Consider the following 24,831-nt stretch of genomic DNA (forward strand, 5'->3'; position numbering starts at 1 on the left):
GCTCGGGCCACGGCAGCAATATTGAGGGTCGCAGTTATGGATTTGATCTTTCGTTATGTACGCATCGAGGCGGATCTAGTGTTGTTGGACACGCGATCGGTGGTGGATGTGATTCTTGATCTGCCCGCGCGGTTGATGGTGCCCAAGCGCGGGAAGATTGTGGCGACGTCGGCGTGTCAGCGGTCGGTAGTTTTCTGATCCTGCGTACTCAGCCTGCCCAGAAACCCCGTAATCAACCCCACCACCTGCTGCTGAATCACCGCCCGTGGTCGACCACCCTCGCCATCGCGGCAAATCATGCCATCGCCCGGCGAGCTTTCCTCAATCAACGTGATTGCGCCCGGTTTGCAGATCGACATAAAGCTGAAGTGCGTGGCGTCGCTAATTTCCACGTACTGCGTCGTGGCTTTTGGCAGGCGCTTGACCAGGTTGGCGGATTCCAGGTTGGGGTCCATATCCTCGGTTGGCACGCCACCTGCGATAACCAGCGCAGGCACCTTGAATGCCGCCAGGCTGGCGTCGGTCATGCCGCGTGACAGGCCCAGGTCCAAAGACACGATGGCGGTGACGCGCTTGTCGCTCAAGTCCGCGGCCAGCCGGGCTTTGCCTTCGGGCGTCGCGGCGGGGTTCATCTCGTGGTAGCCGATGCAACCGCCCAGCTTCGGGTGTGCGGCGCAGTCGCGGCTGAACAGGTCAGGGTCGAAGCGCGCGCCGGCGATTTCCAGCACGGTCCAGCCACCGAGGGAATGGCCGACGGCGGCAATCTGTTGGTTCGCCACTGCGCCAAATTGCTTGGGTTGAGCCAGCACCGCGTCGATGGCGCGGCTCAGGTCGGCCGGGCGCTGCCATAGCTGCGCGGCGGCTTGCGGTTTGCGGTCCTTGGTGGTGGTGCCGGGGTGGTTGACCGCCGCGACGATGTAACCTTTGTGCGCCAATGCACTGGCCAGCCACACCTGCTTGCCCCAGTTGCCACCGTAACCGTGGGACAGCACCACCAGCGGATGCTCGCCCGCAGCCGGTGCTGCGTCGGGCACGGCAAGGGCGCCGATAAAGACCGCGTTGTCGGCGATCAGCTCGGGTTTGGCCGTGGTGGTAGCGGGGTACCACACCACCAGCTCCAGTGGGCGGTTGTTGTGCGCATCGGGCAGGGTGGCGGTTTTGAAGCCGACCGAGCTTTCGTCGGCGAAGGCGGGGGCGGCCAGGCAGAGCAGGAACAGCGCGCGTAGAGCGGTTTTCATTGTATTTATCGTCCTTGATGAGGTGGCGCATCATGACGGGAAAAGCCCCGTTTGAGTAGAGGGCAGGCGGGACTAGGAAGTAACTGACGCGCTCCTACTTTTAAGTATGACAGAGCGGTCCTTAGTGTTTTTAGGAAGTGGCTGGCTTACGTCGGTTGATTATTCGTGCAGTGTTGGAAGCGTGAATCCTACTGCGGGAAAAGAGTGTACCGACGGCAGGCTGAGTACTTGATTATTAACTCTAGGGTGATAACGATGAAAAGGTTACTTGCGGTTTCGTATGGTGTTGGTGTGCGTAAGGCGTTGCTTGGCGTATTGGTTGTTGTGGTGCCCACGATGGGTATTGCTTACGCGCAAGAAAGAGTAATCAATAAGATCAGCAAGCCCGCCGTCATTGTCGTGTTGTCGGATGGTGGCTTTGGACTCGCCTTTTTCCAACTTCTCAATGTCGACTTTCCTCCCGGTACTACAACATTGCCCAAAAAGTTGCTGGGGATCGAATGGACGACTACTTACTACCCAGATGCAATCGGTGAGTCGATTGAGTTGTGCTACTTTCGTCCCTATAACAGCGTTAGAGAAAATTGCCGAGAGATTAGTAAGAATTCATCGGGTGTCATGTTTGACTTCAATGATTTGCCATTCGGTAATGGTGCTCAGGTCGTCATAAGGCATGATATTAAGGGGGCGGGAGTCCGCATTGCTAATGCTGCTGGCAACGATTCAGTCACTTACCGTTATAGCTACTAACGAGAGTTTGGGTTGCCTTGCGATCATCCTGTCGTCGGGCGCCCTTCTGCATCTATGAAAGCAAGCGCTGCTTGTCTAATGTGGGGTCAAGTCATGATCAATATCGCGCCTTACACATCGTTGCTTAACCACCGGTTGGCTGACAACCCCGTCACTGCTCATAGCCAATTACCCGTCTTGCCTAACGACGCCGCCGGCGCTTTTACAGGCGCCGCGAGTGAGAGCAATGTCTCGATCCTTTCCCGTCAATTAAGTGAAGCGGCAGCACGCGCTGAAACCCGAGGGGCCGGGCATCTCGATTCGATTTCGGGTGACGGCTATTTCATGGGCAAGGCTCAGCACGACGCCGAAGTTCCAAAGACAGACTCACTGGAATTAATCAGTCGTGCCAAGCAGGCAACCGACTTCCTCAACGGATCTGACAGCAACCCATTCAAAGGCCTTTCTCTCGATCAATTGAGGCTTATTGCTCTCGACGAGGGCGGTCCTTTCACTCTCAACGAGCGGCGCGCGGCTTGGGAAGAAGCCAATAGCTTGAATGTTCTGAATGCGCGGGCATCGTCTTCCGCCCCTGCACCCGACAGTAGGCGCGACCTTATGATCTCCCGTCTGTTCAACGGTTCAGAGCCCGAGGTAGCCGACCCTAAGACTAGCCGTAACGACCGGCCCCGCAACGAATATCTCACTCGCGAGGATCGCGACATACTGTCCCAGATGTACGCTTATGCGGATTCGGAGGGTGCGGATCTGGACTATGTTGATAATGTCGCCGGTTGGCTCGCCCACTATCGTGGGCACGACAATGGTCGCACTATCAATAATGCCAATAACGGAAAGGGGTACAACTCAGAAGGCTATATGATCACGGTCAACTTCAAGGAAAAGGATGCTGCCATTGCGTCACGTATCTTGAACAGCACTGCAATCAACAGCACGCGTCTCGATCAAGGTTTTCTACGCCATTTCCTTGATCCCGGGCAGGGCGCACTTATTCATCATGGTGGCATGGCCTTCCTTGAACAGATGGTGATCAAGTTCTCCAATGAAGCGGGGACACAACCTTCGCTTGGCAATGAATTCGCTCAATACACATCGATTGATATCAACGACAATATTGTGATCACCGTGCACAAGGACAAAAAGCTTCCACCTTTCGAGCCTCTGGTTATCAATGACAATGGTGTCTGGAGCGTTACCGAAAAAGGCAGAGCAGCCGGCTATTCGTTGGACCCGCAGACGGGTAGAGCCCGCTGGACCGATCCCACTGCGGTTGTCCAGCAACCGAGCGGCTCCATCGCAGATACACCTGCCGGTCAAAGGCCGAACAGCTTCATTCTGGACGCCCTCTCCGGCAATCGTGATCAGCCTGATGCCCGCCCGATCTGGCTGAACAGCCTATTCAAGTTGATTCAAAATTACCGTCCTTGACTGGGCTGCGGGGATTTCGCAGTCTTTGCGGCAACTAATCGACGCCTAACCTTGGTATTGGCTAACCCAGCCCCATAACTATCCTCGTATCCACTGAGGGCGCAGACCATGACCAACCCAACCGAAACCGCCATCCTTGCCGGCGGCTGCTTCTGGGGCATGCAAGACTTGTTGCGGCGCTGCCCTGGCGTGCTCAGCACACGCGTCGGCTACACCGGCGGCGATGTGCCGAATGCCACGTACCGCAACCACGGCAACCATGCCGAAGCTATCGAGATCGTGTTTGACCCGGCGGTGATCAGTTATCGGCAGATACTGGAATTCTTTTTCCAGATCCATGACCCGAGCACGCCTAACCGCCAGGGCAATGACACGGGGCCAAGCTATCGGTCGGCGATTTACTATTTGAGTGAGCAGCAGCGCGACATTGCCGAAGATACGGCGGCCGACGTGGACGCGTCGAAGCTGTGGCCGGGCCGTGTGGTCACTGAGATTGAGCCGGCAGGGCCGTTCTGGGAGGCAGAGCCTGAGCACCAGGATTATCTGGAGCGGATACCGAATGGGTATACCTGCCACTTTATTCGGCCGAACTGGAAGTTGCCGAAGCGGGCTTGAGAGTTCGCATGACGTGAACCCTGCGCCAATCCAAAAATGTGGGAGCTGGCTTGCCTGCGATTACGGTGTGTCAGTCAATAAATGAGTTAACTGATCCTCCGCCATCGCGGGCAAGCCCGCTCCCACATTAGCCTTGTGTTGCCTCGTGCTCAGCGATCATCACGATCATCAGCGTTACCCGGCGGCCTCGCGCTCCAGCAGCCTGTCCATCAACAGCACCCCCAACTCACTCAACTGGTGAATCGCCAGCGCCACGTCGCGCTGTTTTCCGGTCAAGTCTTCTGACAGGTCGAGCAGCAAGGCGGTGACCGAGGAAAAGGTTTCGTAGCTGTTGGTGATCAGGGTTTCGCTGCTGGCATCGGCGGCGACGTTGAACAGCGCAGGCGGTGACAAGGCTGGGTCGGCTTTTGGATTGAGGTAGTGATCAATTGCGCGATGCGCGGCCTGATTGAGTTGCAGGTCCGGTTCGCTTGGAGGGTTCGGCGTTATTTTGAACATACTTGGAATTTCCCACTTTAGGGCCGCCACCTCTGAGCTACTAAACAAAGGGGTGGCAGCTGTGCACAGGTTAGTAGACCGGGGAATTCCAAGAAAGCCGGCGCGCCCGAAGACGCCCTGCACACAGCCACCATCAAGCACGGACGAAGCCGTCCGACAGATGAAGCTCATGCACTGACTGGAATAACCCCAGGCTACTAAACCCGATCACTGAATTGTCAGCGACCGAGCAACCTTAGAGACGCCCACCACAGCGCACAAGCCGGCGGATTCTGACGCAAGCGTAGGCAAGGGAGCAAGGCGCTGTGGCTTCGGACTTTCCTGTTTCAGTGTGCGCTGTAGGACGTGAACCCTACACTGACCTAACTGTGGGAGCGGGCTTGCTGTGGCGAGGGAGCTTGCTTGCGCTGGGGTGCGAAGCGCCCCCAAAAAGCCGGCTCCAGCTTCGCTGTCGAGCGGGAGCAAGCTCCCTCGCCACAGCAAGCCCGCTCCCACAGGGTTCTGTGTGGGTTGGTGGGTGGGTTGATCAGGCTTTGGCTACGCCCACACGCCACTGCGCGGGCGGCAGCAACCCATTTACCAGGTAATTACCGACGATCCGCGACTTGTACACCCGCGGGTTATGGTTCGCCAACGTGCGTGCATTGCGCCACAGCCGGTCCAGCGCCTTGTTGCTGGCCGTGGCACTGGCGCCCAGTGCGTCAAACAACCCGGTGGTCGCCGCCAGTGTTGCATCCACCACCGGATTGACCGCCAGGCACACCTCCAGCTCCGCCAACGCAACCTGCGAGTCGTCATCCTGCAGCGGCTGGTCTCGCGCAATCACATACTGCGCCGTCTGGTCCAGGCGCTGCGCCGCGTGTTGGGTGATGGCCTGCGCGGCGTAGGCTTGGCTGGCGACTTCGCCAATCACTTGCAGCAACTGCACATCCTGGGCGGCGGTGTCGGCGTTGCCGGTGGTGAAGGTGCGGGCGCGCTGGCTGAGTTCTGCGGCGCCACTGAGCGCGGCGCGGCGGGCGATGCCGGCCAGGGTGGCAAGGTGGTAGATCTGGTAGAACGATTGGCCATAGGCGAAGCGTTGGGTGGTGGGGCGCACATCGTCATCCACCACCGGCGCGTTGTCGAAGAGGCAGGTGCCGCTGGCGGTGAGGCGCTGGCCGAAGCCGTTCCAGTCGTCGATGATCTGCACGCCGGGCGCCTTGAGGTCGACCACCAGGCTGTACACCACGCCGTCCTCGCCGGTGGCCACGGTGTTGATCAGGTCACTGTAGAGCGCGCCGGTGGTGTAGAACTTTTTGCCGCTGATGCGCAGTGTGCCATCGCTGTGGCGGTGCAGGCGCGTGCCGAAATCGCCACGGGCCTGGTTGCCCACTTCGGTGCTGCCTGGGGAAAGCAGGGCGCCCTGGCCGAGGCGGTCGAGCCATTGGGCGCGCCAGTCGCGGTCTTTGGCGCACAACACGTCTTCGCAAAATCCAAAATGCCCGCGCAGGGCCTGGGTGATGTTGGAGTCGGCAGCGGAAAGCTCTGTCAGCAGCGCAAGCAGTTCAGCGAAGCTCGCGTCTTGCCCGCCGCAACTGACTGGCAATCGCCAGCGCGGCAAACCCAGTGCGTTGAGCTGTTGGATCACCGTCGCCAGGCTGGCGTGTGTCTGATCCGCCTCGGCTGCGTGTGCAAGGATCTGCGCAAACAACGGGCGAAAGGGCGCGGCCAGTTGTTCGTAACGGGCGGAGGGCGCAGTGCCCCAGGTATTCAAAAGGGGTGTCGACATGCAATGGACCTTGCAGAAAGGGGTTTCAGGCGCGGGGTCCAGTGGTCTGGTGGCGTCACCCTAACTCAGTGGGCAGCAAATTTTTAATACGAAAAATAGCTAACCCACTGTGCTGCGGTTCTATCGATAGTGCACAACAGTATTAAACCCGGCGCTTTTATTGCGTTAGCTTCTACGGGCGCCACGCTCGGCGACCGCCAAAACCCTTCTCTCATTGCCAGACTGCACGCCCACAGATGGTTGAGTCAGCCTTTAACTGTGTGGATTCCTCCTATGATCAATCGTCGTAACTTGCTTGCCGTGCTGGGCCTGGCCTCGCTGACACTGCACGGCCCATCGGTGTGGGCGGCAGAACCGCAGACCCTGACGGTGGGCGACCAGTTCTTCTCCAATCGCATCGTTCTGGAGCTGTCCGGCGAGCTGAAAGACTTGCCGTATAAAATCGACTTCAAGCGCTTCAACACCGGCTCCCCGGTGGCCTCGGCGGTCGCCAGCGGCGCGCTGGACGTGGGCATTGTCGGCGACACCCCGGTGATCAGCCTCGCCGCCAATGGCGCGCCGGTCAAAGTGGTTGCCAGCACCCAGACCAGCCTCGATGGCGTGGGCATTGTGGCGCGCAAAGGCATCCATTCGGTGGCCGAGCTAAAAGGCAAAACGGTGGCGATCTGGAACGGTTCGTGGAGCCAGCAACTGGCCTACAAAGCCTTGGACGAGGCCGGTGTGCCGCGCAGCAGCGTGACTTTCAAATACCTGCTGCCGGCCGAAGCCAGCCTGGCGTTGAGCCAGGGCGACATTGATGCCTTTGGCACCTGGGAACCCTACGTGTCGTTGCAGGAGAAAGAGGGCAGCACCCTGATCCGCAATGCCAAGGGCCTGATGAGCGCGCCGACCTACATTGTTGCGTATGAGCCGGCGCTGGCGCAGAAACGCGCGATCATCAAAGATTTTGTGGCGCGTCTCACCCGTGCGCGGGTGTGGAGCAGCAGCCACGTTGATGAGTATGCCCAGGCGTGGTCGAAGGCCAACCAATCCGCACCGGAGATTGCCAAGGTGTGGTTCAAGCGTGATGCGATCAAGGTGCTGCCGATCTCCCCGACCATTGTCGGCGAAGCCCAGGCCACGGCGGATTTCCTGGTGGATGCGCAGATGCTCAAACAGCATTACGACGTGACGCCGTTGTTTGATCAGGCCCTTTAAACGCGGACGAAACACGCGCTAATAGTCTCGAACGCCTGTTGATACGGGGCTGAGCTAGGGTTTTTTATTCCGGTTGGGGCCGGAATAAAAAATTCACTAGCATCAGTAGGGAGTAGCCAGTAGGCTACAGGTGAGACTTTGACCCATTTAATCGGCAGGACGCCGGAGTTTGATACATGGCTCGACGGTATGAAGGATCTATGGGGCAAAACGGCGGTGCTGACTCGCCTGGACCGCGCCGAAGAAAACAATTTTGGCGATTGCGAGCCGGCCGGTGACGGCCTGAGTGAAATGCGTGTATTCGTCGGGCCTGGCTACAGAATTTACTTTGTACGCACAGGCATCACGGCCTACCTGATGCTATGGGGCAGTGATAAAACCGACCAAAAAAGAGGCATAAAGCGGGCAAAAGAGATTCTCGATGCCCTGAGAGGTAGATGAAATGAGCAACTCGACATTCAAACCCGAGGACATGCCGATCCTCGATCTGGATACATCCGGCACCAGCGTCTACGAAGCGTCGCGCTTCCTCGACAACCCGGAAATCATCAGTGCTTATCTGGCGCAAAGCATGAAGTCCCAGGACCCGCAGATCCTCATGAAGGCGCTGGCCGAGGTTGCCAAGGCCCAGGGCGTGAATAAAGTGGCCGAGGCGGCGGGGGTCAATCGCGAGAGCCTGTATAAAACCCTGAAGGGCGGCTCCAAAACACGTTTTGAAACGATCAAGAAGCTGATGCTGGCGTTAGGCGTTGAGCTGACGGTGCAGCCCATTGCTGTGAGCGCGAGCAAAAAAATGCCACCGCACAACGGGCAATAATCATCAACTGTCAGTTTTCACAGTATCTTTCTCCTTGAGGTCATGGTCTTGTCATACGCTGATGCGAATTCGCATCCGCCAATCATCAATTGGCACCTGACTAGCCTGGGTTTTACTTCAAGGAGATTGAATCATGAGGGTAGTGACCTCAGGCTCTGCTTACCTGGATATTGACGCGTACGCCTGCTGCATTGCCTACGCCGAGCTGCTCAATCACCAAGGTATACAAGCGCGGGCGGTGAGCAGTGCGCCGCTCAATTTCAGCATCTGCGCCAGTGTGCTCGGCTGGAAGGCTTCGCTGGACGATTACCGGCCCGGGGCCGACGATGAGTTTGTGTTGGTGGATGTTTCCGACCCCCATCATTTCGACCCGATCGTAGTACTCGATCAGGTACGCGAAGTGATTGACCACCATCCAGGCTTTGAAATCCACTGGGCGCAAAAGCTGGGTGCGGATGCCGAAATCCGCCCAATTGGTGCCGCGGCAACGCTGGTCTTCCAGCGCTGGGAAAGGTCCAGCCTGCTGCCAAAGATGAGCCGGCACAGCGCGGCGTTATTGGCCACGGCGATTCTGGACAATACCCTGAACTTCACCGGAAAAATGACCGCATCCGTTGATATCTGGGCCTATGAGGTGCTGGCGCGGCGGGCGGGGCTGACGGCTGATTGGCCGCAGCGTTATTTCAGCGAATGCCAGGCTGCGATCGAAGCCGACCTTGAGGTCGCCCTGGCGGCTGATATGAAACACATGACGGCCACGCGCAACTTGCCGCAACTGATCGCGCAAATGACGGTGTGGGATGCGCAGGGGTTGCTCCAGCGGCATCACGCAGCCATTGAGCTATGGCTGGCGGCGCAAGGTGAGGACTGGCTGTTGAACGCCATCAGCATCCGCGAGCGCAAGAGCTATTGGCTGGCGGGGCCTTTGCCCAGCCAGCAAAAGCTGAGCCTTTTGCTGGCGGTCCACTGGCAAGGTGCACACGCAGTGCTGGGGCGTGCGATGCAGCGCAAGGAGCTGCTGAAGCTGGCCCTGGCTGCCGCAAGCCCGGATCTCAACGTACGAGGCAAGGCCGTTTATTGTTGAAGGCCCAGCCTGGAATCAAAAACTGCATCGCCACGCTGTCGTCCCGCGCCCCGAGGCCCATGCCTTTGTACAGTTCGTGGGCCTTGGCCACGGCGTCCATGTCGATCTCCACGCCCAGGCCCGGTTTGCTGGGCACCTTCACGTAGCCACCCTCGATTTTCAGCGGTTCCCTGGTCAAGCGTTGGCCGTCCTGCCAGATCCAGTGGGTGTCGATCGCGGTGATGTCGCCCGGTGCGGCGGCGGCCACCTGGGTGAACATCGCCAGGGAAATATCAAAGTGGTTATTGGAGTGCGAACCCCAGGTCAGGCCCCACTCATTGCACAGCTGTGCCACGCGCACCGAGCCTTGCATCGTCCAGAAGTGCGGGTCGGCCAGGGGAATATCCACCGATTGCAGCTGGATCGCGTGGCCCATTTCACGCCAGTCGGTGGCGATCATGTTGGTCGCGGTTTTAAGCCCGGTGGCACGGCGGAATTCAGCCATGACTTCGCGGCCCGAGTAGCCGTTTTCTGCGCCACAGGGGTCTTCGGCGTAGGCCAGCACGTGGTGCTGGTCGCGGCACAGGCGGACGGCTTCTTTCAATGACCATGCGCCGTTCGGGTCGAGGGTGATGCGTGCATCCGGGAAGCGCTCGGCCAAGGCCGTCACCGCTTCGATTTCTGCATCGCCGCTCAATACGCCGCCTTTGAGCTTGAAGTCGTTGAAACCGTATTTGGCTTTGGCGGCTTCGGCCAGGCGCACCACGGCCTCGCTGGTCAGGGCTTTTTCATGGCGCAGGCGGAACCACTCGTCATCGGCGTCCGCCTCGTTGCGGTAGGCCAGGTCAGTGGCCGTGCGATCACCGACGTAGAACAGGTAGCCGAGCATTTTTACCGCGTCACGTTGTTGGCCTTCGCCCAGCAGGGCGGCGATGGGCACTTCGAGGAATTGACCGAGCAGGTCGAGCAGGGCGGCTTCCATGGCGGTGACGGCGTGGATGGTGATGCGCAGGTCAAAGGTTTGCAGGCCACGGCCGGCGGCGTCCCTTGAGGCAAAGGTGGTGCGCATCTGGTTGAGGATGCGCTGGTACTGGCCGATGGGTTGGCCGATCACCAGGCTGCGGGCGTCTTCCAGAGTCTCGCGGATACGTTCGCCGCCGGGCACTTCACCCACACCGGTGTTGCCCGAGCTGTCTTTGAGGATGACGATATTGCGGGTAAAAAATGGCCCGTGGGCGCCGCTCAGGTTCAGCAGCATGCTGTCGTGGCCGGCGACGGGAATGACGTGGAAATGGGTGACGACGGGCGTGGTCATGGCAAGGTCCTTATAAGCTCAAAGAGGTTTGCTGATAGCGGTAGCCGATGGCGCGACACTCGGCGGCGCCAGCGCGGCAGAGGGCGAAGTCTTGGCAAAAAACACCAGAATGGCCGCCAGCACCGAAGTGCCGGCCAGGCCATACAGGCCGCCCTGGATCGAACCGGTGGTCTGCTCCAGAAAGCCGAAGGTGGTGGGGGCCACGAAGCCGCCCAGGTTGCCGATGGAATTGATCAGCGCGATCACGGCAGCAGCGATGCGCACATCCAGGTAACCCTGTGGGATCGGCCAGAACAGCGAGGACGCGGACTTGAACCCGATGGCCGCAAAGCAGATTGCGACAAAGGCGAAGACTGGCCCGCCGGTGGTGGACATGAACATGCCGGCGGCGGCAATCAGCAGCGCGGCGGCGACCCAGGCTTGCTGGAACTTGAACTTGCCCGACAGCGCGGCGAAGGCATACATGGCGATGATCGAGATCAGCCACGGGATCGAGTTGAAGAAGCCGACCTGCACGTCGCTTAAATCTCCCATCTTCTTGATGATGCTCGGCAGCCAGAAGGTCGCGGCGTAGATCGTCAGCTGGATGCAGAAGTACAAGGCGCAGAACAGCAGGATCTGGCGGTCTTTGAGCAGCTTGGCAATGGTCGGTTTGACCGTGGTCAGCGCCTCACGCTCGCGCTGTTCCTGGTCGATGGCGCCCACCAGCGCGTCCTGTTCTTCACGGGTCAGCCATTGGGCGTCGTGGGGTTTGGAGTCGAGCCAGAACCACACGAAGAAGCCCAGTGCCACGGAGGCCAGGCCTTCGATGGCAAACATCCATTGCCAGCCGTGAAACCCGAACCCTTCTATTTGCAACAACGCCCCCGACAGCGGGCCGGAGATCAGCGACGCAACCGCCGAGCCACTGAGGAAGATGGCGATGGCTTTACCGCGCTCCACGCCGGGCAGCCAGCGGGTGAAGTAGTAGATCACCCCTGGGAAAAAACCCGCCTCGGCCACGCCCAGCAGAAAGCGCAGGATGTAGAACTGGGTTTCGTTCTGGATAAACGCCATCAGCGTGGCGACGATGCCCCAGGTGAACATGATGCGGGTCAGCCAGATACGCGCACCGACCTTTTGCAGCAGCATGTTGGAGGGCACTTCAAAGAGCGCGTAGCCAATGAAAAACAGCCCGGCGCCCAGGCCGTAGGCGGCCGCGCCGATGCCCAGGTCATGCTCCATGTGCGTGCGCACAAAGCCGATATTGACCCGGTCGATGTAGTTGAGGATGAACATGATCACGAACAGTGGGAGCACGTGGCCCTTCACTTTGCTCACGGCGCGCGTGAGGACCGAATCACTGTCTGGAGCGGCAGATGCGTGGCTTGAATTGTTCACAATTGAAAAACTCCCCCTGATTTATTTTTATGCGGGTTTGCGTGTTTTGTTGCCAGACATCATACAAGTGGTTTTCTTGGGTTCGCAATGTGGCTGCTACTGTTTTTGTTCTTATAAGGCGGCTGACTGGATGTGTATTTTGGTTATTTGACTAGCGTTTATTAGGTGTTTTGATCATGCGGCGACGGGGTTAACGTACATTTCACCTCGACGTACGGCTCGTGAAGGCTGGCGATTCAAGCGCCTTTCAGATTGGTTGTCATACAAGCTAGGGGCTTTATGAATCAAGCCTGCGCCTACTCGGGGCAGGGTGTTAAGCTCCCCGCAGCCAACCCCGTGGACCCATAGTGATGCCCATTGAAAGCGCAAACCCTGTGCGTAAACGTTCCAATAACCTCGCCCAAGGCGTGGTCGAGGCGCTGACCCAGCGCATCCTGCTGGGCCAGCTCAAACCCGGTGAGAAGTTGCCGTCCGAGTCCAGCATCGTGCTGGAACATGGCGTGAGCCGCACAGTGGTGCGTGAGGCGATCTCCAAGCTGCAGGCGTCGGGGCTGGTGGAGACGCGTCACGGCATCGGCACCTTTGTGCTGGCGCAACATGCCCAGCAAGGTTTGCGCTTGCATGTGGACACGGTAGCAAGCGTGCGTAACATGCTCGAGCTGCGCCTGGGCCTGGAGGTGCAAGCCGTGGCGTTGGCCGCGCTGCGCAGGAGCGACGAACAGCTCGCCCACATGCGCCAGGCGCTGGACGATTACCAGGCCTCGCTGGCCAGCAACGACAGCTGTGTGGAAGAGGACAAACGCTTTCATCAACTGATCGCCGAGGCCACCGGCAATACCTTTTTTACCGAAATCATGCTGCACCTGGGCAATGCGATGATCCCGCGCACCCAGGTCAAGGGCGTCGAACGCGGCGGCGCCGACTTCGCCAAGCTGGGGCAGTTGGCGAACCTGGAGCATGAGGCGATCTTCAATGCCATCAAACGCCAGGACCCGGACGCGGCGCGTGCCGCCATGGTGCTGCACCTGACCAACAGCCGGGACCGGTTTTCCGGGGAATGACAAGGAATCACCGTTGAACGAACACACATTGTCCATGCGCCTGGAGCGCGTGGCCGCCAACGTGCCCGTCGGCGCGCACCTGGCCGACATCGGCTCGGACCACGGCTACCTGCCGGTGGCCTTGATGCGCCGTGGCGTGATCACGGCCGCAGTGGCGGGGGAAGTGGCGACCACGCCCTTTCACGCAGCTCAACGCACCGTGCGCGATAATGGCCTGGAGCAGCACATCAGCGTGCGCCTGGCCGATGGTTTGGCCGCTATAGAACCGAGTGACGCCATCACCGCGATCAGCATCTGTGGCATGGGCGGCGAGACCATCCGCGATATCCTCGACAGCGGTAAAGCCTACTTGAGCGGCGAGGAACGGCTGATTCTGCAACCCAACGGTGGCGAGCAACCCTTGCGCCAATGGCTGATGGACAACGGCTACCGCATCCTTGGCGAAGAGTTGCTGCGGGAAAACCGCTTTTACTATGAAATCATCGTGGCCGAGCGCGCAGGGCCAGTGGCCTACACCGATGAGCAGTTGTACTTTGGCCCGCTGCAAATGCAAGCCCGCAGCCCGGAGTTCCTGGCCAAGTGGCAGCGGATGCTGCGCCAGAAGCACAAGACCCTGGCCAGTTTTGAGCAGGCACGCCAAGCAGTGCCGGAGCAAAAACTGCAAGAGATTGCCCAGCAGGCGCGCTGGATTACTGCGTTGCTGGCGTGAAGTGACTTGTAACTTTTCCTACGGGTGTGCAAGGATCTGCCCATGACTGAATTTTCGCACAGCAACCGCCATCATCCCCACGGACCTTCCTTCAGGTGCCGTGGTTGCTTGCGCTCACTGATTGACCAGCCCGGCTGATCACTCAATGAACCCCACCCAAGGCGCCTATGGCGCCTTTTTTATTGCCTGTAAACACTGGAGATCCAACCCATGACAATGCTACGTGGAACCCGAATGGTCACCGGCAAAGAAGCTGCAATGATGCGTGAAGTAGAAGGCCGTTTCCGGAGCTACCTTCATCGAAGCGGGCGCTGAAGAAGTCATCGTGCCGGCCCTGTGGGGCCAGGACACGTTTATCGAAAAAGCCGGCGGCAGCGAAATCATTGGGCAGATGTGGGCCTTTGATGACAAGGCTGGCCGCCAGTGTTGCCTGATCCCGGAAGCCACCGCGCTGTTCCAGGAGCGCAACGCTGCGTTGCTCGACGGCCGCGAGGCGGCGATGTTTTTCTACCTGGCGCGGTGTTACCGGTATGAGCGACCGCAAGCCGGTCGTTATCGTGAGTTTACCCAGTTGGGGCTGGAGATTCTCAGCCCTGATCCCGGGTTGGCGTTGCAGCGCAGCCAAGCCCTGTGTACCGGGTTTCTCGACACATTGGGGCTCGACTATGCGCTGAACCTGGCCGTGAAACGTGGGCTGAGTTACTACCTTGAGGGCAACGGTTTCGAGGTGCGCTGCCCGACATTGGGGGCGCAACAGCAAGTGGTGGGCGGCGGGGCGTACCGTGAAGGCGCGGGCTTCGGTATCGGGCTTGAGCGGTTGGTGCTGGCGTTGGCGTGAAGCATCAGGCGCCTCCCAGTGGGAGGCGCCTGCTCTGCTGCCCTCGAATATGCTCCAATAGCCGCCTTCTTTTGTTTACCCAGGAACCCTGCCATGGCCGAGACCACCGACCAAGCCTTCTACGACCGCGCAGACGCGCATATCGAACTGTCCAACGAGCAGCTCAAAACCTGCGAAAACCTCGGTGAGGTCAGTGCCTCGATGATGTTCGGCACCACGCGCTTCAATGCCTGGGCCAGCGCCCGCAACTTCAAGTCCGGCGCCGAGATGGCCGAGGCCCGTGAGGCGATGCTGAAGTATTTCTGTGACCAGTACCGGATGATGCTTGAGGATAACCTGGATGATCACATCAATAATTTCGCACAGTACATGTTGGTGAAAACGGCCAAGTGAGTGCTTGCGAAGTACACTTTGTTCGGATTTGCCTTTGCCCCCAACTTTGCCTGGAGACACAGCATGCGCTCTGACAAAGCAGTGCTGGTTCCCTCACGCTATTTGGCCTGCAGATATGGGCACTCAGGCCGATACAGAGTTCACCTCAATGTGATCGGCAAATGGAGCCAAGTATGCAGCTGGATAGGGAGTGGTGTATTAAATTGGACGCAATCTTTGACGTACTCTATGTCGTAGGACTGACAAGCGCTGCGGTGCTGGCTTTCTACTTCATGATCTGCTGGTTAACGGTTTGGAAAAAACAGTCATCGCCCGAGCGCTATGATGATATTTATTGGAAAAAAGTTGACTACGCTTGGATTGCAATTGGGTCACTAGGGTTGATCGTTCAACTGGTTGAAGTACCGGTTGATCTGAAGGTGGCAGAACTGCAACTGCAGGAAAGTATAGAGGCCAATACGCGTCAAAGCTTGAATATGGCAGCAGCCAGGCTTAGCGACACAGCCATTTGCCTGCCCTCTGCGGGCTACGTCAATGCGAGCGTGACTGTTGCTTTGGCAGAAGAGCTGAAAAAAGCCTGCAATGAGTTCCGGGTCATCAGGCCAGGTAATCCAACGAGTATCGTATTAGATAATAAAGTCGTTCATTACATGGTCAATAACCGTGTTGCTGATGTGGCGTATAAAAACCCGATAGTGGGCGAACGTATCGAGGGCTTGAAACGATCTTGGTTAAATTATAAGGAACAGGTTGACGTGGTGCAGGCCGCCTATACTGAGGCAAGGGTTTATAAAGAGGTTTTTACGTTTCTGAGGTACGGTTCTTTAGTGCTGTTGGGGTTTGCGATTGCTCTGAGGCTGGCTAAGGTAACCGCCGAGATAAAATTGAAGAGAGATTCCGTCAAGAAAAAGATTGAAGGTGATGCGGTGGATTTGAATCAGGCTTCACGCGAGCTGAAGGAATCGGCTAGCGCGCTTCAGCACTCAGCAGGTGAACTGGGTGTTTCTGCCGACAAGATCAATACGGCGGTGGGTGAGTTTAAAGGCGCCTTTAACGCAGATGCGTTGGACGCAAGGTTCACGCGTTTGGAGACCATGATTCGTCGACATTACTGGGTGGTCGCGGGTGCGTTAGTGGCGCTTTGCATCGTTTTGTTTTTTCTATGACGAGCATTCGTCATTATTTTATGCCATTAACCCTATCGGGTAGAGCGTCCGGGGCGATGGAGTTGCGAGTGAAGAAGGTCACTCAGGTCATTACTTCGTTTGCGCTGTCGCTCGGATAAAAGAATAAAGAACCGTCAGTGTTTCATGACGGTTCTTGGCCGCTGAAGCTCGCATCTGAGGCCGAGTTACCGTTCCACTCTCACTACTGAGTGCTTTCGCCCCATTTTCGCGCACACTTGTGCTTCTTTTCATCATCAGCCCGCCTATCTCCGGCCCCTTCATCCTCGGCCCGTATCTTGCTAGAGCCAAGCTAATCAATGACATGGCATTTTGCTTCTAGTCATTTCCAGCGTGTTTTCGGGAGCGGTCGGCCATGCACACTCTTCTATCACCCGGTATCCACTTGCTCGGCCGTTTCGGTTTTGCGCGCAAGTTCCAGGTGCTGTTTTTCCTGTTCATGCTGCCCCTGGCGGGGAGCCTCTGGATGATTGGCTCGGACTATCGCGGCAAATTGAACGTGATCAGCAGCGAGCAGTCCGGTGTGCACCAACTCTTAGCCCTGGACACACTCGATGGCCAATTGAGCGCGCAACGCAACCTGGCCGCGCGCTGGAAAGCGCTGGATATCCTCCACGCGCCAACCCCGGCCGCCCAGGCTGCCATGGACAAAGTGGATGCCGGCAACCCGATGATTGTGCAAAGCCTGCAAGCCCTGGGTGAGGTGCTCAAAGCCCGCAATGCCAGCGCCGACACCCTTGCGCGTTTCGAGGCGTTGCAGGCGGCGGTCAAGGGCATGGACACTCAGTCCCTGCGCACCGTGGGCTGGTGGCCGGACGGCTACGACCGTTTCACTGCCGCGTTGACGGCGCTGCAAACCCTGCGCGAGCAAATCACCCTGGACACCGGCCTGATCCTCGACCCGTGGCTGGAGACCTACCTGCTGATGCAGATCTCCACCCAGCACACCCCGGACCTGATCGAGCGCATCGGTCGCACCGCCAGCGTTGGCCAGTCGTCCATCGCCTCGGGGCAGTTCACTTTGCAAAGCCGCTTGCAGATGCGCGACCTGCGCGGCCGTATCGGCGATGCACGCGACCAGTTGGTCAAGGCCGCCGCTTCGCTCAAAGCCAAGCCATTTCCCGGGATCGAGCCGTGGACAGCGCAATATGACAGCAGCCTGCAACTGCTGGATAACGAGCTTAAAACCCTGGACGACGGCGTATTCGGCGGCACCATCAAAGTGGACAGCGTCGCCTTCGACCGCAGCGTCGACAGCATGTTGGGCGCGTTGGGGGCGTTGCGCAGCCAGTCGCTTAACTCACTGGATGCGCGCCTGAGTGACTACCGCGAGCGTTCGCTCCAGCACTTTATTCCGGTGGCGGCGACGTTCAGCCTGCTGGGCCCTGGCCGCGTTGTACTTGTTTATCTGTCTGCAAGCCTCGATCCGCCGCAGCGCCAGTGGCATCACCACACTGGCCGAGTCGTTGCGCGACGGTAACCTGTGCGTCGAAGTGGCGGTAGAAGGGCGTGATGAATTGGCCGCGATCAGCCGGGCACTCAACGTTGCCGTGATGCAACTGCGCACCAGCCTGCTGGGCGTCAATCACGAAACCCAGCAACTCGGTTCAGCCGTGCTCACCCTGAATGCGCAGTCGGGCAGCACCCTTACCGAGGTTGAAGACCAGCAACATCAAATCAGCCAGATTGCGGCCGCTGCGACCCAATTGGCCGCCACTTCCATGGGCGTGGCCAAGAGTTGCGAACAGGCCTCGGGCAGCGCGCAGCACACCAGGCGCATCGCCGAAGACAGCAGCCGCGACAGCCAGCGCACCACGGCAAGTATCCAGCAACTCAACCAGCGCCTGACCGACACGGCCAACGCCCTGGAGCAGGTCAGCCAGCAGGGCCAGCAGATTCAGTCGGTGGTCGACACCATTCGTGGCATCGCCGAACAGACCAACCTGCTGGCGCTCAACGCGGCCATCGAGGCCGCGCGTGCGGGCGAGCAGGGCCGTGGGTTTGCGGTGGTGGCCGATGAAGTGCGCAGCCTGTCGCAACGCACCCAGGCGTCCACCGCACAAATCGCCGGCACCGTGGACAGCCTGCGCGCGACCGTCAGCCAAGCCGTCAGCCTGATGGGCGCGGCGTGCGACCAGGCACTGACCGACGCCGAATCCGTGACGGGCCTGGGCACCCGCCTGGGCGAAATTGCCGGTGCGGTGCAGCACGTCACCGACACCCTGGCGCAGATCGCGGCAGCGGTGGAAGAACAGGCCGCCACCGCCGATGAAGTCAGCGGCAATATCCAGCAGGTCGACCAGGCGGCAGGGCGCTTGCTGGACGGCGCACGGGCGGTCAATTCGGCGGCGGACACCTTGAGTAAGGGCAGTCGCGCATTGAGTGATAACACTGCACGGTTCCGGCTGGTCTGAGGCGCCGGCCGCTGAACAATATGTACCGCCGATACACCCAGGCTCGCTCTCATGCTGAGGGTTCATTCCATCAGCATGAGGACCGTGCCCATGAGCACGCCGAGCCCTACATCCGCGTCACCGACGTTTCAGGAAATTCGTACACACCTGCTTGAGATCGACCCGGGCCTGCGCACGCAAACCCAGGAGCCTGTGGTATTACCTGCCGAACTGCATGCGCTGGAACAACTAAACACCACCCTCATCAGTGCCAACAACGTCCTGTTGGCGAGGTCACGCAGCTTGTTCGAGGCATTGACCGGGGCAGATCTCACCCAAGAGGCCGGCAAGACGTTGCTTGCCCAACTCAAAACCGACTTGGACAAGCACCTGCTGGGCCTTGACGAAGTCAGCACGGTGGGCATTCAAGGCCGCAAGAGCTACCTCATCCAGGCGGCCGGTCTTGGCGCGTTGGAGCAGCAAGCCAAGCTGGATGTGCGCGATTACCTGCTAAGCCCTGCCGAACAGCGCATGGTTGAAGACTGCTCCCGAGGCCCGACCTTTCGTCCCGGCATGTACTCGCTCAATTTCAGCTATCAGGACAACACTGTGGAGTTTGCCGGGGCCTTCGTTCTGACGAGAAAGTCCAGCCCAGTCGTGGACAGCCTGACGTCGGTAGAAAACCTCGGCCAGGTCTTGTTGTTCACGCCAAACCGGGGGCTGGAGGCCTTCGACTCTCTGGTGCAGCTCGACCAGAGCCTCAAGGCGACTTTGGCGCTACCGGCGGGTCGAGCGGAGTTCTGCCGACACTTGCCTGTACGTTATCAAACGCTGGATGTCGTCGATATGTGGCCCTTGCAATTGCTGCCCATTGACGGCGAGCCACTGTTCGAACACACCTACAACGCGATTATCAACAAGCGCAGCCAGGACATCGAACTGGCATTGAGCCTGGTAGGCAACCCATTGCACGAGGCAACGCAGCTCAAGTCAGCATTGGACAACGCGGTGACAGCAGCGCTGCCAGACTTGTCATCACGCTTGGCGTTCAGGCGCCAACAGCTGCTCGAGCGCAGCGTCTATAACAGCCTGCCGGATTGGTATCGCAACGCGGCGGCGACGGACCAGCAAACCCTGAGTCGTTGCATGCAGGATTACAATCAGGCCCGGGCCACCTATATCGAGCTGTTGGGGCCTGTTGCTTCGCCTCAAGCCCTGGCAAATTTCCAGTTGACCGAGTATCTGGACGAAGCGCTGGAAATCTACGACCTGGACCCGCGTCACCTGAACATCACTACCCGACGCAACGTCGCCAATGTCGGCACCTATGAGCAGACCCGCGATCTGGTGCAGTTAAGCTATGACGGGCTGCACACCGGCGACGAGTTGCCCGGTTCTGATTTTTTGGCCAATACCACCCTCACTTATGCGAACGCGCCACTGCAAGGTGACCATGCCCTTCTGAGTGCGCAAAGCCTGCTCCACATACTCCGCGAACCTGGCCTGCAACCGCGCCTGGACTATGCCGCGCTGCAAAAAAAAATGCAGGCCGAGACTGGCTACAAGCAGGCCACTCGCGACCTGTTTGATCATCGCCTGGTGTTGCTTGCCTTTGTCGCCCGGTTGCGAGGCGACTTGAGCCCGGCAGACCACAGGTTGTTCGAAACCTTGCGGGCCGGTACGAACCCGCTCCTGTGCGCACGCACCGTGCTGCTGCATGGCGCGCAACTCAAAGACCTGTGGTTATTGCGCGAGGAAGATGCCAACGGCCAAATCCGACGCTTGCTGTTGTGCACCCCCGATTCGCCACGTGAGCGACAGTTCCTGGCGTTCGCCACCGAGCGCGAATGCCAGGCGCATATCATCGGTTGGGCCGATGACAACACCCGGTTAAAGGGTCGCACCATGAGCGACTACCTGTTGGAGCAATGCCCGCTGCGCTTTCGGCCGAAGATGCGCACGTTCCTCAAAGGCTTGGGCTTCAGGCCCGACGCAAAGGAACATGAGGAGGTGACATTTGGCCCTGTGTGCTCCCACACGGTATGCCTGGACGCCATGGTCGTGCATGGGCAAAGCGCAGCGCAGGACGACTACGAATACAGCACGCCGCCATGGTATCGCTCAGCCCCGGCGGCGGACCGAACCCGGTTGACCAGCCTTGCCGAAGATGCCGCAGGTGCCTTGCGCACCTATAACGCCCAGCCCGACTCTGAAGCCAATTTCATTACCTTCGATACCTATCTGCACGACCAGGCCAAACTCAGCCTGAATACGCTGCTGGGCCGCCCTCAGAATGATGTTGACCCGGACACCGTATACGTTTCGGCGCCGTGGCCGCTGTTGGGTGGACTGCCCAAGCCCATCACCTATACCCGGCTGTACAGAGACGGTTACACGGATAACGTCGGGTTCATTGACGCAAAATTCTCCACCTCGGCCACGTTCAGCGGGCCGGCGGGCATCGACCTGAGTCGCCTGACCCCGCAGAACGTATCAAGGTCGGTGACCGGTGTATGGATAGGTCAACGCTACACCGACGAAGTGCGCGCCAAATTGCAAAGCGCGAGCAGCGCCGGTTACGCCAAACGCCGCGACGCCACCTTGGCCATTACACAACTGCAGATGAAATACGCGGCACTCGATTGTTGCCTGCGCGGTCATATCGCCCGAGTCGACTTGACCTGGTTGGAGCGTGCGATCGACAGCCTTGGCGACACAGCGTCTGCGACCCGCTCGACTTACCAGGTACATCGTCTGAGCATTGACGGCGATTGGGTGATAGGCAACTACCTGTTCAGCCATGCCAGCAACCCGGTTTTGCTCTACACCCCCAACGCACCCGATGGCATCGGTTTTCGTGAAGCGAAGCTATTCAACTACTGGCTGAAAAAGGTCGATGGTGTGTCGGATTACCTGCAGGGTCGGGTGCCGGTGCAATCTCAGGTCCGGATCGGAACGTTTCTGAAGACAGCCCGCAATGGCTTACCCGAAACGATTGACCGTACGACCCCAAGCCCGGCGCGCTATGACCGGATAAGCCCGGACACCACCGTGACCGACCCGCGCAATGATTTTTACAACATGGTGTTGCAGCGCAAAATAGACGATGTAGTTGCCACCACGGTCAATCGCACGGAGATGATCACGGGGATTTTGTGGACATGCGTCGAACTGGTCACTGCCATCGCCACCATCCCTTTTCCCGTATTGAGCCTGGGCCTGGGTGGCTTGCTGGCGTTCAAGGACGCGATGCTCGCTATCAGTGCCTACCAACAGGGTGACGCGGGCGCAGCCTTGAAACACTATATTGGCTACTTGGCCAATGTGGGCGGTGCTGTGCTGTTTGACTTTCGCCCGGCCCTCAAAGCACTGCGCGTCCGGCCGGTGACCAAGGCGCTGCAGCAGGCCACGCTGGTCAACGATATAGACCCCGGCATTGCTGCCGGAATGAAACCTGTGATGTTCAATACCGAGCAGTTCTGGATCAAAAGCACACCGGACTCCCTTGGGGCGGCATCTGCTGTTTCGCCGTGACCCAGTCACCGGGCAAATGCAGTCAACCACACGTGTGGTCAGCCAGAACAGCGATGGCCATTGGGTGCGCTTCACGACGAGGGGAGGCGGGCGCCATACGCTACTGCGCGAAGAGGTCGACGAGTCACTGGTGCCCTACGAGATTGCACCCGAGCAAGGGAAGTACTTCAGGCGTGCGCTCGACCTTGACTATGTGCGCGCCGTTATCAGCCCTCAGGACGACGCCATTGCACCGGCCATAAAGGAGGGGGCCTATCTTCAGTTGAAGCCTCTACGCGACAGCTATCCCGATCAGATGAAACACCTGACTCAAGACGCGGACGCGTTTTATGCCGCGCCTCCAGCGCGCCCGGACCGTACCGGCTTGCCGGTGCTGGCAGCGGACTCCAGCCCATCTACTGCGCTTGCCACCCTGTTTGCACTCAAGAAGCGGCTGATCATTGGCGCATCCAATACCAGCGTTGCCAGTAAGCAATTACTGATCGAAAGCCTGCCAGCCTTGAAAGCGCAAGGGCTCAACCGCGTGTACGTTGAAAACCTGCCAGCCGATGTTTTCCGGACCAAACTCAAAATTATCAACGACGAAATCCAGGGTGACGTGGCGTATGCCTTGAAACAGGTCGAGGACCATCTGGCGCGGGTAGACGCAGGCTTGGGCTGGGACGCGGACGCGCCTTTTACCTACCGTAAACTGATGCTTGAAGCCCACAAGCACAAAGTCGCGATCGACGGCGTGGACGCCTCGAGTTCCTATCATATGGAGCATGTGCTGGCGCTGTCTGAACAACAGCGGTTTATCCCTCGCAACAGCAGACTCAGGAACTTCTATTCCCACAAAGCCCTTTCACAAAACGACCCCGATGAGGGTTGGATCGCCCTGGTTGATCACACCCGCATAGGGAGCACGGACGAAGTGCCGGGGCTGGCCGATTTGCAGAATGTCATCGCCCTGCGTGTGGAGGATGTTACCCAAGGCCAGGCGGTGGGCATCTCGCCTGATACTGCCTCCACCGCGCTGTCCCGGGGTGATTACCGGATGACCATGGCGCCGTCATCACAAGCGCTGCCGACGGCGGGTCCTTCAAGGGCGGTGCCGGCGCCCGCTGCACCGTCCCATTACAGTGAGTTCGATCTGCCCGCGTCGTTTAAAACGCAGCTGGATGAGATGGTGCACTCGTATCGTGACTTGGATGCTCGCTACGGCTTTGGGAGTGGGCACCCGTATGAGGCAGCATTCAATGGGTTCAAGAACACCCGTAATCGTTTGGAAAAGTCCGCCAAAGCCGCCTTTGCCACTTACATGCCCCCGGCACGGTCCACTTTCGTCGAGCTAGGTACGGCGGCCACTGAAGAGGCGTTCGTCAAGCAACTGTACAAACTCAAACGCGCACTGATTATTGCTGAAGCGCATGCGGATAAGTCGAGCAAACAGTTCCTGATCAAATATATGAAGCTATTGAAAAAGCAGGGTGTAAAGACCTTGTATCTGGAACATCTGCTCACCGATCTGCACCAGCTAGAACTGGACGTTTTTTATAACACGCTGAAAATGCCGGAAAATCTCAAGCGCTATCTGAGGGCGCAGGACCTCGGTCATATGGGAAGAGGTTACACGGGGGAAAACACCTACACCAACGTCGTCAAAGCGGCGAACAAGGCGGGCATCCGCGTCCGGGCTCTCGACTGCACCGCCAGCTACCACGTCAAAGGCATGCGCGACTTGAACGCCCGCGAGAGCCTGTTCAGTTACTTTGCCAATGAGGTGATCAAGGCTGATCAGGCGGCTCTGGGGCCGCATAAGTGGGTAGCGCTTATGGGCAGCGCCCACGCCGACTTCTATCAGGGTGTGCCAGGCATTGCGCAATTGCAGGATGCTGTCAGCTTGACCGTACGCGATGTTGCGCCCGACCATGCACTGCCTCTGCACCGTGGGGCCTGGGAAATCCTGGAAGGAGGGATCAAGACGCCGGCGGGCACAGCTATCCGCAGTGACTTCAAGGTGCATGTCGGTATAGCCGGTACGCCGGCGCCGCGCCCGATGGTTGCAGCGGATCGTACATGGATTCGAAGTGTCGGCGATTTCCTGATCGAGCGGCCTTCAATGACCCAAGCCAATGTGCTCCATCGTTCCAACAGTGGAGATATCATTTCCACGCCTGTTCAAATTGACGATAAGGGGCAGTTCTTTATTGAGCGGTGGCCACAGTTGCAAGAAAAGCGTTACCCGAATCTGGATTTTTTGATTCATGCACTCAAGACGGATGTGCAGTTGACGGCCGTTTCCGCTTCGACCCTGCCGAGCGCGCGCCTGAAAAACATCGGTGACTTCCTGATCGAGTACGCTTCATCCACACAAGCCCGTCTGCTTCACCGTTCCAGGACGGGAGAGATTATTACCACCCCGATAAAAAGTGACGAGTTGGGGCAGTTGTCTATCGAGCGCTGGCCGCAGTTGCAAGGCAAGCGGTATGCAACGATGGAGGACTTGGTGGATGCGCTCAAAAAAGAAGTGCTTTTGACCGCCGTCGCCTGATCACGGCCTCTTGAGGGGCAGCCTCTCGTGAAGGGGCTGCCACAATAAATCATGGGCACTCCTCAGTGCTGGCATAGTCTCATACCCTGATACTCACCCTTGCCCCGCGGAGTTGCC

The 24,831-nt window shown here is 58.8% G+C and carries 22 protein-coding genes; 17 read left to right on the forward strand and 5 right to left on the reverse strand.

From position 1 onward, the window contains the following. The first annotated feature begins 36 nt into the window (after positions 1 to 36). A complete protein-coding gene (locus QF043_RS08360; RefSeq protein WP_307418132.1) occupies positions 37 to 198 on the forward strand; it encodes a hypothetical protein in 162 nt (53 codons plus the stop codon). On the opposite strand, the gene QF043_RS08365 is transcribed toward QF043_RS08360, so the two are convergent. Beyond that, positions 177 to 1,238, reverse strand: a complete 1,062-nt coding sequence (locus QF043_RS08365; RefSeq protein WP_307418133.1) for an alpha/beta fold hydrolase — start codon at positions 1,236 to 1,238, stop codon at positions 177 to 179. The genes QF043_RS08360 and QF043_RS08365 overlap by 22 nt on opposite strands. A gap of 255 nt (positions 1,239 to 1,493) precedes the next feature. Here QF043_RS08365 and QF043_RS08370 point away from each other — a divergent pair, with 255 nt between their 5' ends. The 3 genes from QF043_RS08370 (at position 1,494) to msrA (ending at position 4,031) form a co-directional block, all read left to right on the forward strand. Beyond that, a complete protein-coding gene (locus tag QF043_RS08370) occupies positions 1,494 to 1,988 on the forward strand; it encodes a hypothetical protein (RefSeq protein WP_236372107.1) in 495 nt (164 codons plus the stop codon). A gap of 93 nt (positions 1,989 to 2,081) precedes the next feature. Then, on the forward strand, positions 2,082 to 3,416 hold the full coding sequence (locus QF043_RS08375; protein ID WP_307418134.1) for a hypothetical protein: 1,335 nt from the start codon (positions 2,082 to 2,084) through the stop codon (positions 3,414 to 3,416). 108 nt (positions 3,417 to 3,524) lie between these two features. After that, entirely contained in the window at positions 3,525 to 4,031 is a 507-nt protein-coding gene (msrA, locus tag QF043_RS08380; protein ID WP_307418135.1) for a peptide-methionine (S)-S-oxide reductase MsrA, read from the forward strand. A gap of 174 nt (positions 4,032 to 4,205) precedes the next feature. On the opposite strand, the gene QF043_RS08385 is transcribed toward msrA, so the two are convergent. Together QF043_RS08385 and QF043_RS08390 are read right to left on the reverse strand one after the other, a co-directional pair. Further along, positions 4,206 to 4,529 carry a DUF6124 family protein gene (locus QF043_RS08385; RefSeq protein ID WP_307418137.1) on the reverse strand — a complete coding sequence of 108 codons (324 nt, stop codon included), beginning with the start codon at positions 4,527 to 4,529 and terminating at the stop codon, positions 4,206 to 4,208. 526 nt (positions 4,530 to 5,055) lie between these two features. Then, positions 5,056 to 6,297: an acyl-CoA dehydrogenase family protein gene (locus tag QF043_RS08390; protein WP_307418138.1), complete on the reverse strand. Its 1,242-nt coding sequence runs from the start codon at positions 6,295 to 6,297 to the stop codon at positions 5,056 to 5,058. A 273-nt stretch (positions 6,298 to 6,570) separates the two neighbouring features. On the opposite strand from QF043_RS08390, the gene QF043_RS08395 reads away from it, so the two are divergent. The 4 genes from QF043_RS08395 (at position 6,571) to QF043_RS08410 (ending at position 9,395) form a co-directional block, all read left to right on the forward strand. Then, a complete protein-coding gene (locus QF043_RS08395) occupies positions 6,571 to 7,494 on the forward strand; it encodes an ABC transporter substrate-binding protein (RefSeq protein ID WP_307418139.1) in 924 nt (307 codons plus the stop codon). Between the two features lie 138 nt (positions 7,495 to 7,632). Then, positions 7,633 to 7,935, forward strand: coding sequence for a type II toxin-antitoxin system RelE/ParE family toxin (locus QF043_RS08400; protein ID WP_307418140.1), 303 nt, complete (start codon positions 7,633 to 7,635; stop codon positions 7,933 to 7,935). A gap of 1 nt (position 7,936) precedes the next feature. Beyond that, positions 7,937 to 8,311 carry an addiction module antidote protein gene (locus tag QF043_RS08405; protein WP_307418141.1) on the forward strand — a complete coding sequence of 125 codons (375 nt, stop codon included), beginning with the start codon at positions 7,937 to 7,939 and terminating at the stop codon, positions 8,309 to 8,311. Positions 8,312 to 8,444: 133 nt separating this feature from the next. After that, the gene (locus QF043_RS08410; RefSeq protein WP_307418143.1) at positions 8,445 to 9,395 is read left to right on the forward strand and encodes a DHH family phosphoesterase; all 951 of its coding nucleotides are present in this window, start codon (positions 8,445 to 8,447) and stop codon (positions 9,393 to 9,395) included. On the opposite strand, the gene gudD is transcribed toward QF043_RS08410, so the two are convergent. Then, on the reverse strand, positions 9,364 to 10,689 hold the full coding sequence (gene gudD / locus QF043_RS08415; protein ID WP_307418144.1) for a glucarate dehydratase: 1,326 nt from the start codon (positions 10,687 to 10,689) through the stop codon (positions 9,364 to 9,366). The two genes, QF043_RS08410 and gudD, sit on opposite strands and share 32 nt — an antisense overlap. An 18-nt stretch (positions 10,690 to 10,707) precedes the next feature. Further along, the gene (locus QF043_RS08420) at positions 10,708 to 12,069 is read right to left on the reverse strand and encodes an MFS transporter (protein WP_307418145.1); all 1,362 of its coding nucleotides are present in this window, start codon (positions 12,067 to 12,069) and stop codon (positions 10,708 to 10,710) included. Positions 12,070 to 12,419: 350 nt separating this feature from the next. On the opposite strand from QF043_RS08420, the gene QF043_RS08425 reads away from it, so the two are divergent. The 9 genes from QF043_RS08425 (at position 12,420) to QF043_RS08460 (ending at position 24,714) form a co-directional block, all read left to right on the forward strand. Beyond that, on the forward strand, positions 12,420 to 13,130 hold the full coding sequence (locus QF043_RS08425) for a FadR/GntR family transcriptional regulator (RefSeq protein WP_056861199.1): 711 nt from the start codon (positions 12,420 to 12,422) through the stop codon (positions 13,128 to 13,130). 13 nt (positions 13,131 to 13,143) lie between these two features. Then, a complete protein-coding gene (locus tag QF043_RS08430) occupies positions 13,144 to 13,839 on the forward strand; it encodes a tRNA (adenine(22)-N(1))-methyltransferase TrmK (RefSeq protein WP_307418146.1) in 696 nt (231 codons plus the stop codon). Between the two features lie 298 nt (positions 13,840 to 14,137). Further along, the gene (locus tag QF043_RS08435) at positions 14,138 to 14,677 is read left to right on the forward strand and encodes an ATP phosphoribosyltransferase regulatory subunit (protein WP_307421334.1); all 540 of its coding nucleotides are present in this window, start codon (positions 14,138 to 14,140) and stop codon (positions 14,675 to 14,677) included. 93 nt (positions 14,678 to 14,770) lie between these two features. Continuing rightward, positions 14,771 to 15,070 carry a DUF3144 domain-containing protein gene (locus QF043_RS08440; protein WP_307418147.1) on the forward strand — a complete coding sequence of 100 codons (300 nt, stop codon included), beginning with the start codon at positions 14,771 to 14,773 and terminating at the stop codon, positions 15,068 to 15,070. A 173-nt stretch (positions 15,071 to 15,243) separates the two neighbouring features. Next, positions 15,244 to 16,236: a hypothetical protein gene (locus tag QF043_RS08445; protein ID WP_307418148.1), complete on the forward strand. Its 993-nt coding sequence runs from the start codon at positions 15,244 to 15,246 to the stop codon at positions 16,234 to 16,236. Between the two features lie 373 nt (positions 16,237 to 16,609). Then, positions 16,610 to 17,734 carry a hypothetical protein gene (locus tag QF043_RS30740; RefSeq protein WP_373460666.1) on the forward strand — a complete coding sequence of 375 codons (1,125 nt, stop codon included), beginning with the start codon at positions 16,610 to 16,612 and terminating at the stop codon, positions 17,732 to 17,734. 241 nt (positions 17,735 to 17,975) lie between these two features. Next, positions 17,976 to 18,668, forward strand: a complete 693-nt coding sequence (locus QF043_RS30745) for a methyl-accepting chemotaxis protein (protein WP_371919064.1) — start codon at positions 17,976 to 17,978, stop codon at positions 18,666 to 18,668. A 90-nt stretch (positions 18,669 to 18,758) separates the two neighbouring features. After that, positions 18,759 to 22,181: a dermonecrotic toxin domain-containing protein gene (locus QF043_RS08455; protein ID WP_307418149.1), complete on the forward strand. Its 3,423-nt coding sequence runs from the start codon at positions 18,759 to 18,761 to the stop codon at positions 22,179 to 22,181. Further along, positions 22,153 to 24,714, forward strand: a complete 2,562-nt coding sequence (locus QF043_RS08460; protein WP_307418150.1) for a hypothetical protein — start codon at positions 22,153 to 22,155, stop codon at positions 24,712 to 24,714. Before QF043_RS08455 ends, QF043_RS08460 begins: the two co-directional genes overlap by 29 nt. Positions 24,715 to 24,831 lie beyond the last annotated feature (117 nt).

It is taken from the genome of Pseudomonas sp. W3I7, from assembly GCF_030816095.1.
Taxonomy (GTDB): Bacteria; Pseudomonadota; Gammaproteobacteria; order Pseudomonadales; family Pseudomonadaceae; genus Aquipseudomonas; species Aquipseudomonas salomonii.

Coding starts and splice junctions, on each gene's coding strand:
- QF043_RS08360 (WP_307418132.1), top strand. CDS start 37: ATGGATTTGATCTTTCGTTATGTACGCATCGAGGCGGATCTAGTGTTG.
- QF043_RS08365 (WP_307418133.1), bottom strand. CDS start 1,238: ATGAAAACCGCTCTACGCGCGCTGTTCCTGCTCTGCCTGGCCGCCCCC.
- QF043_RS08370 (WP_236372107.1), top strand. CDS start 1,494: ATGAAAAGGTTACTTGCGGTTTCGTATGGTGTTGGTGTGCGTAAGGCG.
- QF043_RS08375 (WP_307418134.1), top strand. CDS start 2,082: ATGATCAATATCGCGCCTTACACATCGTTGCTTAACCACCGGTTGGCT.
- msrA (WP_307418135.1), top strand. CDS start 3,525: ATGACCAACCCAACCGAAACCGCCATCCTTGCCGGCGGCTGCTTCTGG.
- QF043_RS08385 (WP_307418137.1), bottom strand. CDS start 4,529: ATGTTCAAAATAACGCCGAACCCTCCAAGCGAACCGGACCTGCAACTC.
- QF043_RS08390 (WP_307418138.1), bottom strand. CDS start 6,297: ATGTCGACACCCCTTTTGAATACCTGGGGCACTGCGCCCTCCGCCCGT.
- QF043_RS08395 (WP_307418139.1), top strand. CDS start 6,571: ATGATCAATCGTCGTAACTTGCTTGCCGTGCTGGGCCTGGCCTCGCTG.
- QF043_RS08405 (WP_307418141.1), top strand. CDS start 7,937: ATGAGCAACTCGACATTCAAACCCGAGGACATGCCGATCCTCGATCTG.
- QF043_RS08410 (WP_307418143.1), top strand. CDS start 8,445: ATGAGGGTAGTGACCTCAGGCTCTGCTTACCTGGATATTGACGCGTAC.
- gudD (WP_307418144.1), bottom strand. CDS start 10,689: ATGACCACGCCCGTCGTCACCCATTTCCACGTCATTCCCGTCGCCGGC.
- QF043_RS08425 (WP_056861199.1), top strand. CDS start 12,420: ATGCCCATTGAAAGCGCAAACCCTGTGCGTAAACGTTCCAATAACCTC.
- QF043_RS08440 (WP_307418147.1), top strand. CDS start 14,771: ATGGCCGAGACCACCGACCAAGCCTTCTACGACCGCGCAGACGCGCAT.
- QF043_RS08445 (WP_307418148.1), top strand. CDS start 15,244: ATGCAGCTGGATAGGGAGTGGTGTATTAAATTGGACGCAATCTTTGAC.
- QF043_RS30740 (WP_373460666.1), top strand. CDS start 16,610: ATGCACACTCTTCTATCACCCGGTATCCACTTGCTCGGCCGTTTCGGT.
- QF043_RS30745 (WP_371919064.1), top strand. CDS start 17,976: ATGGGCGTGGCCAAGAGTTGCGAACAGGCCTCGGGCAGCGCGCAGCAC.
- QF043_RS08455 (WP_307418149.1), top strand. CDS start 18,759: ATGAGCACGCCGAGCCCTACATCCGCGTCACCGACGTTTCAGGAAATT.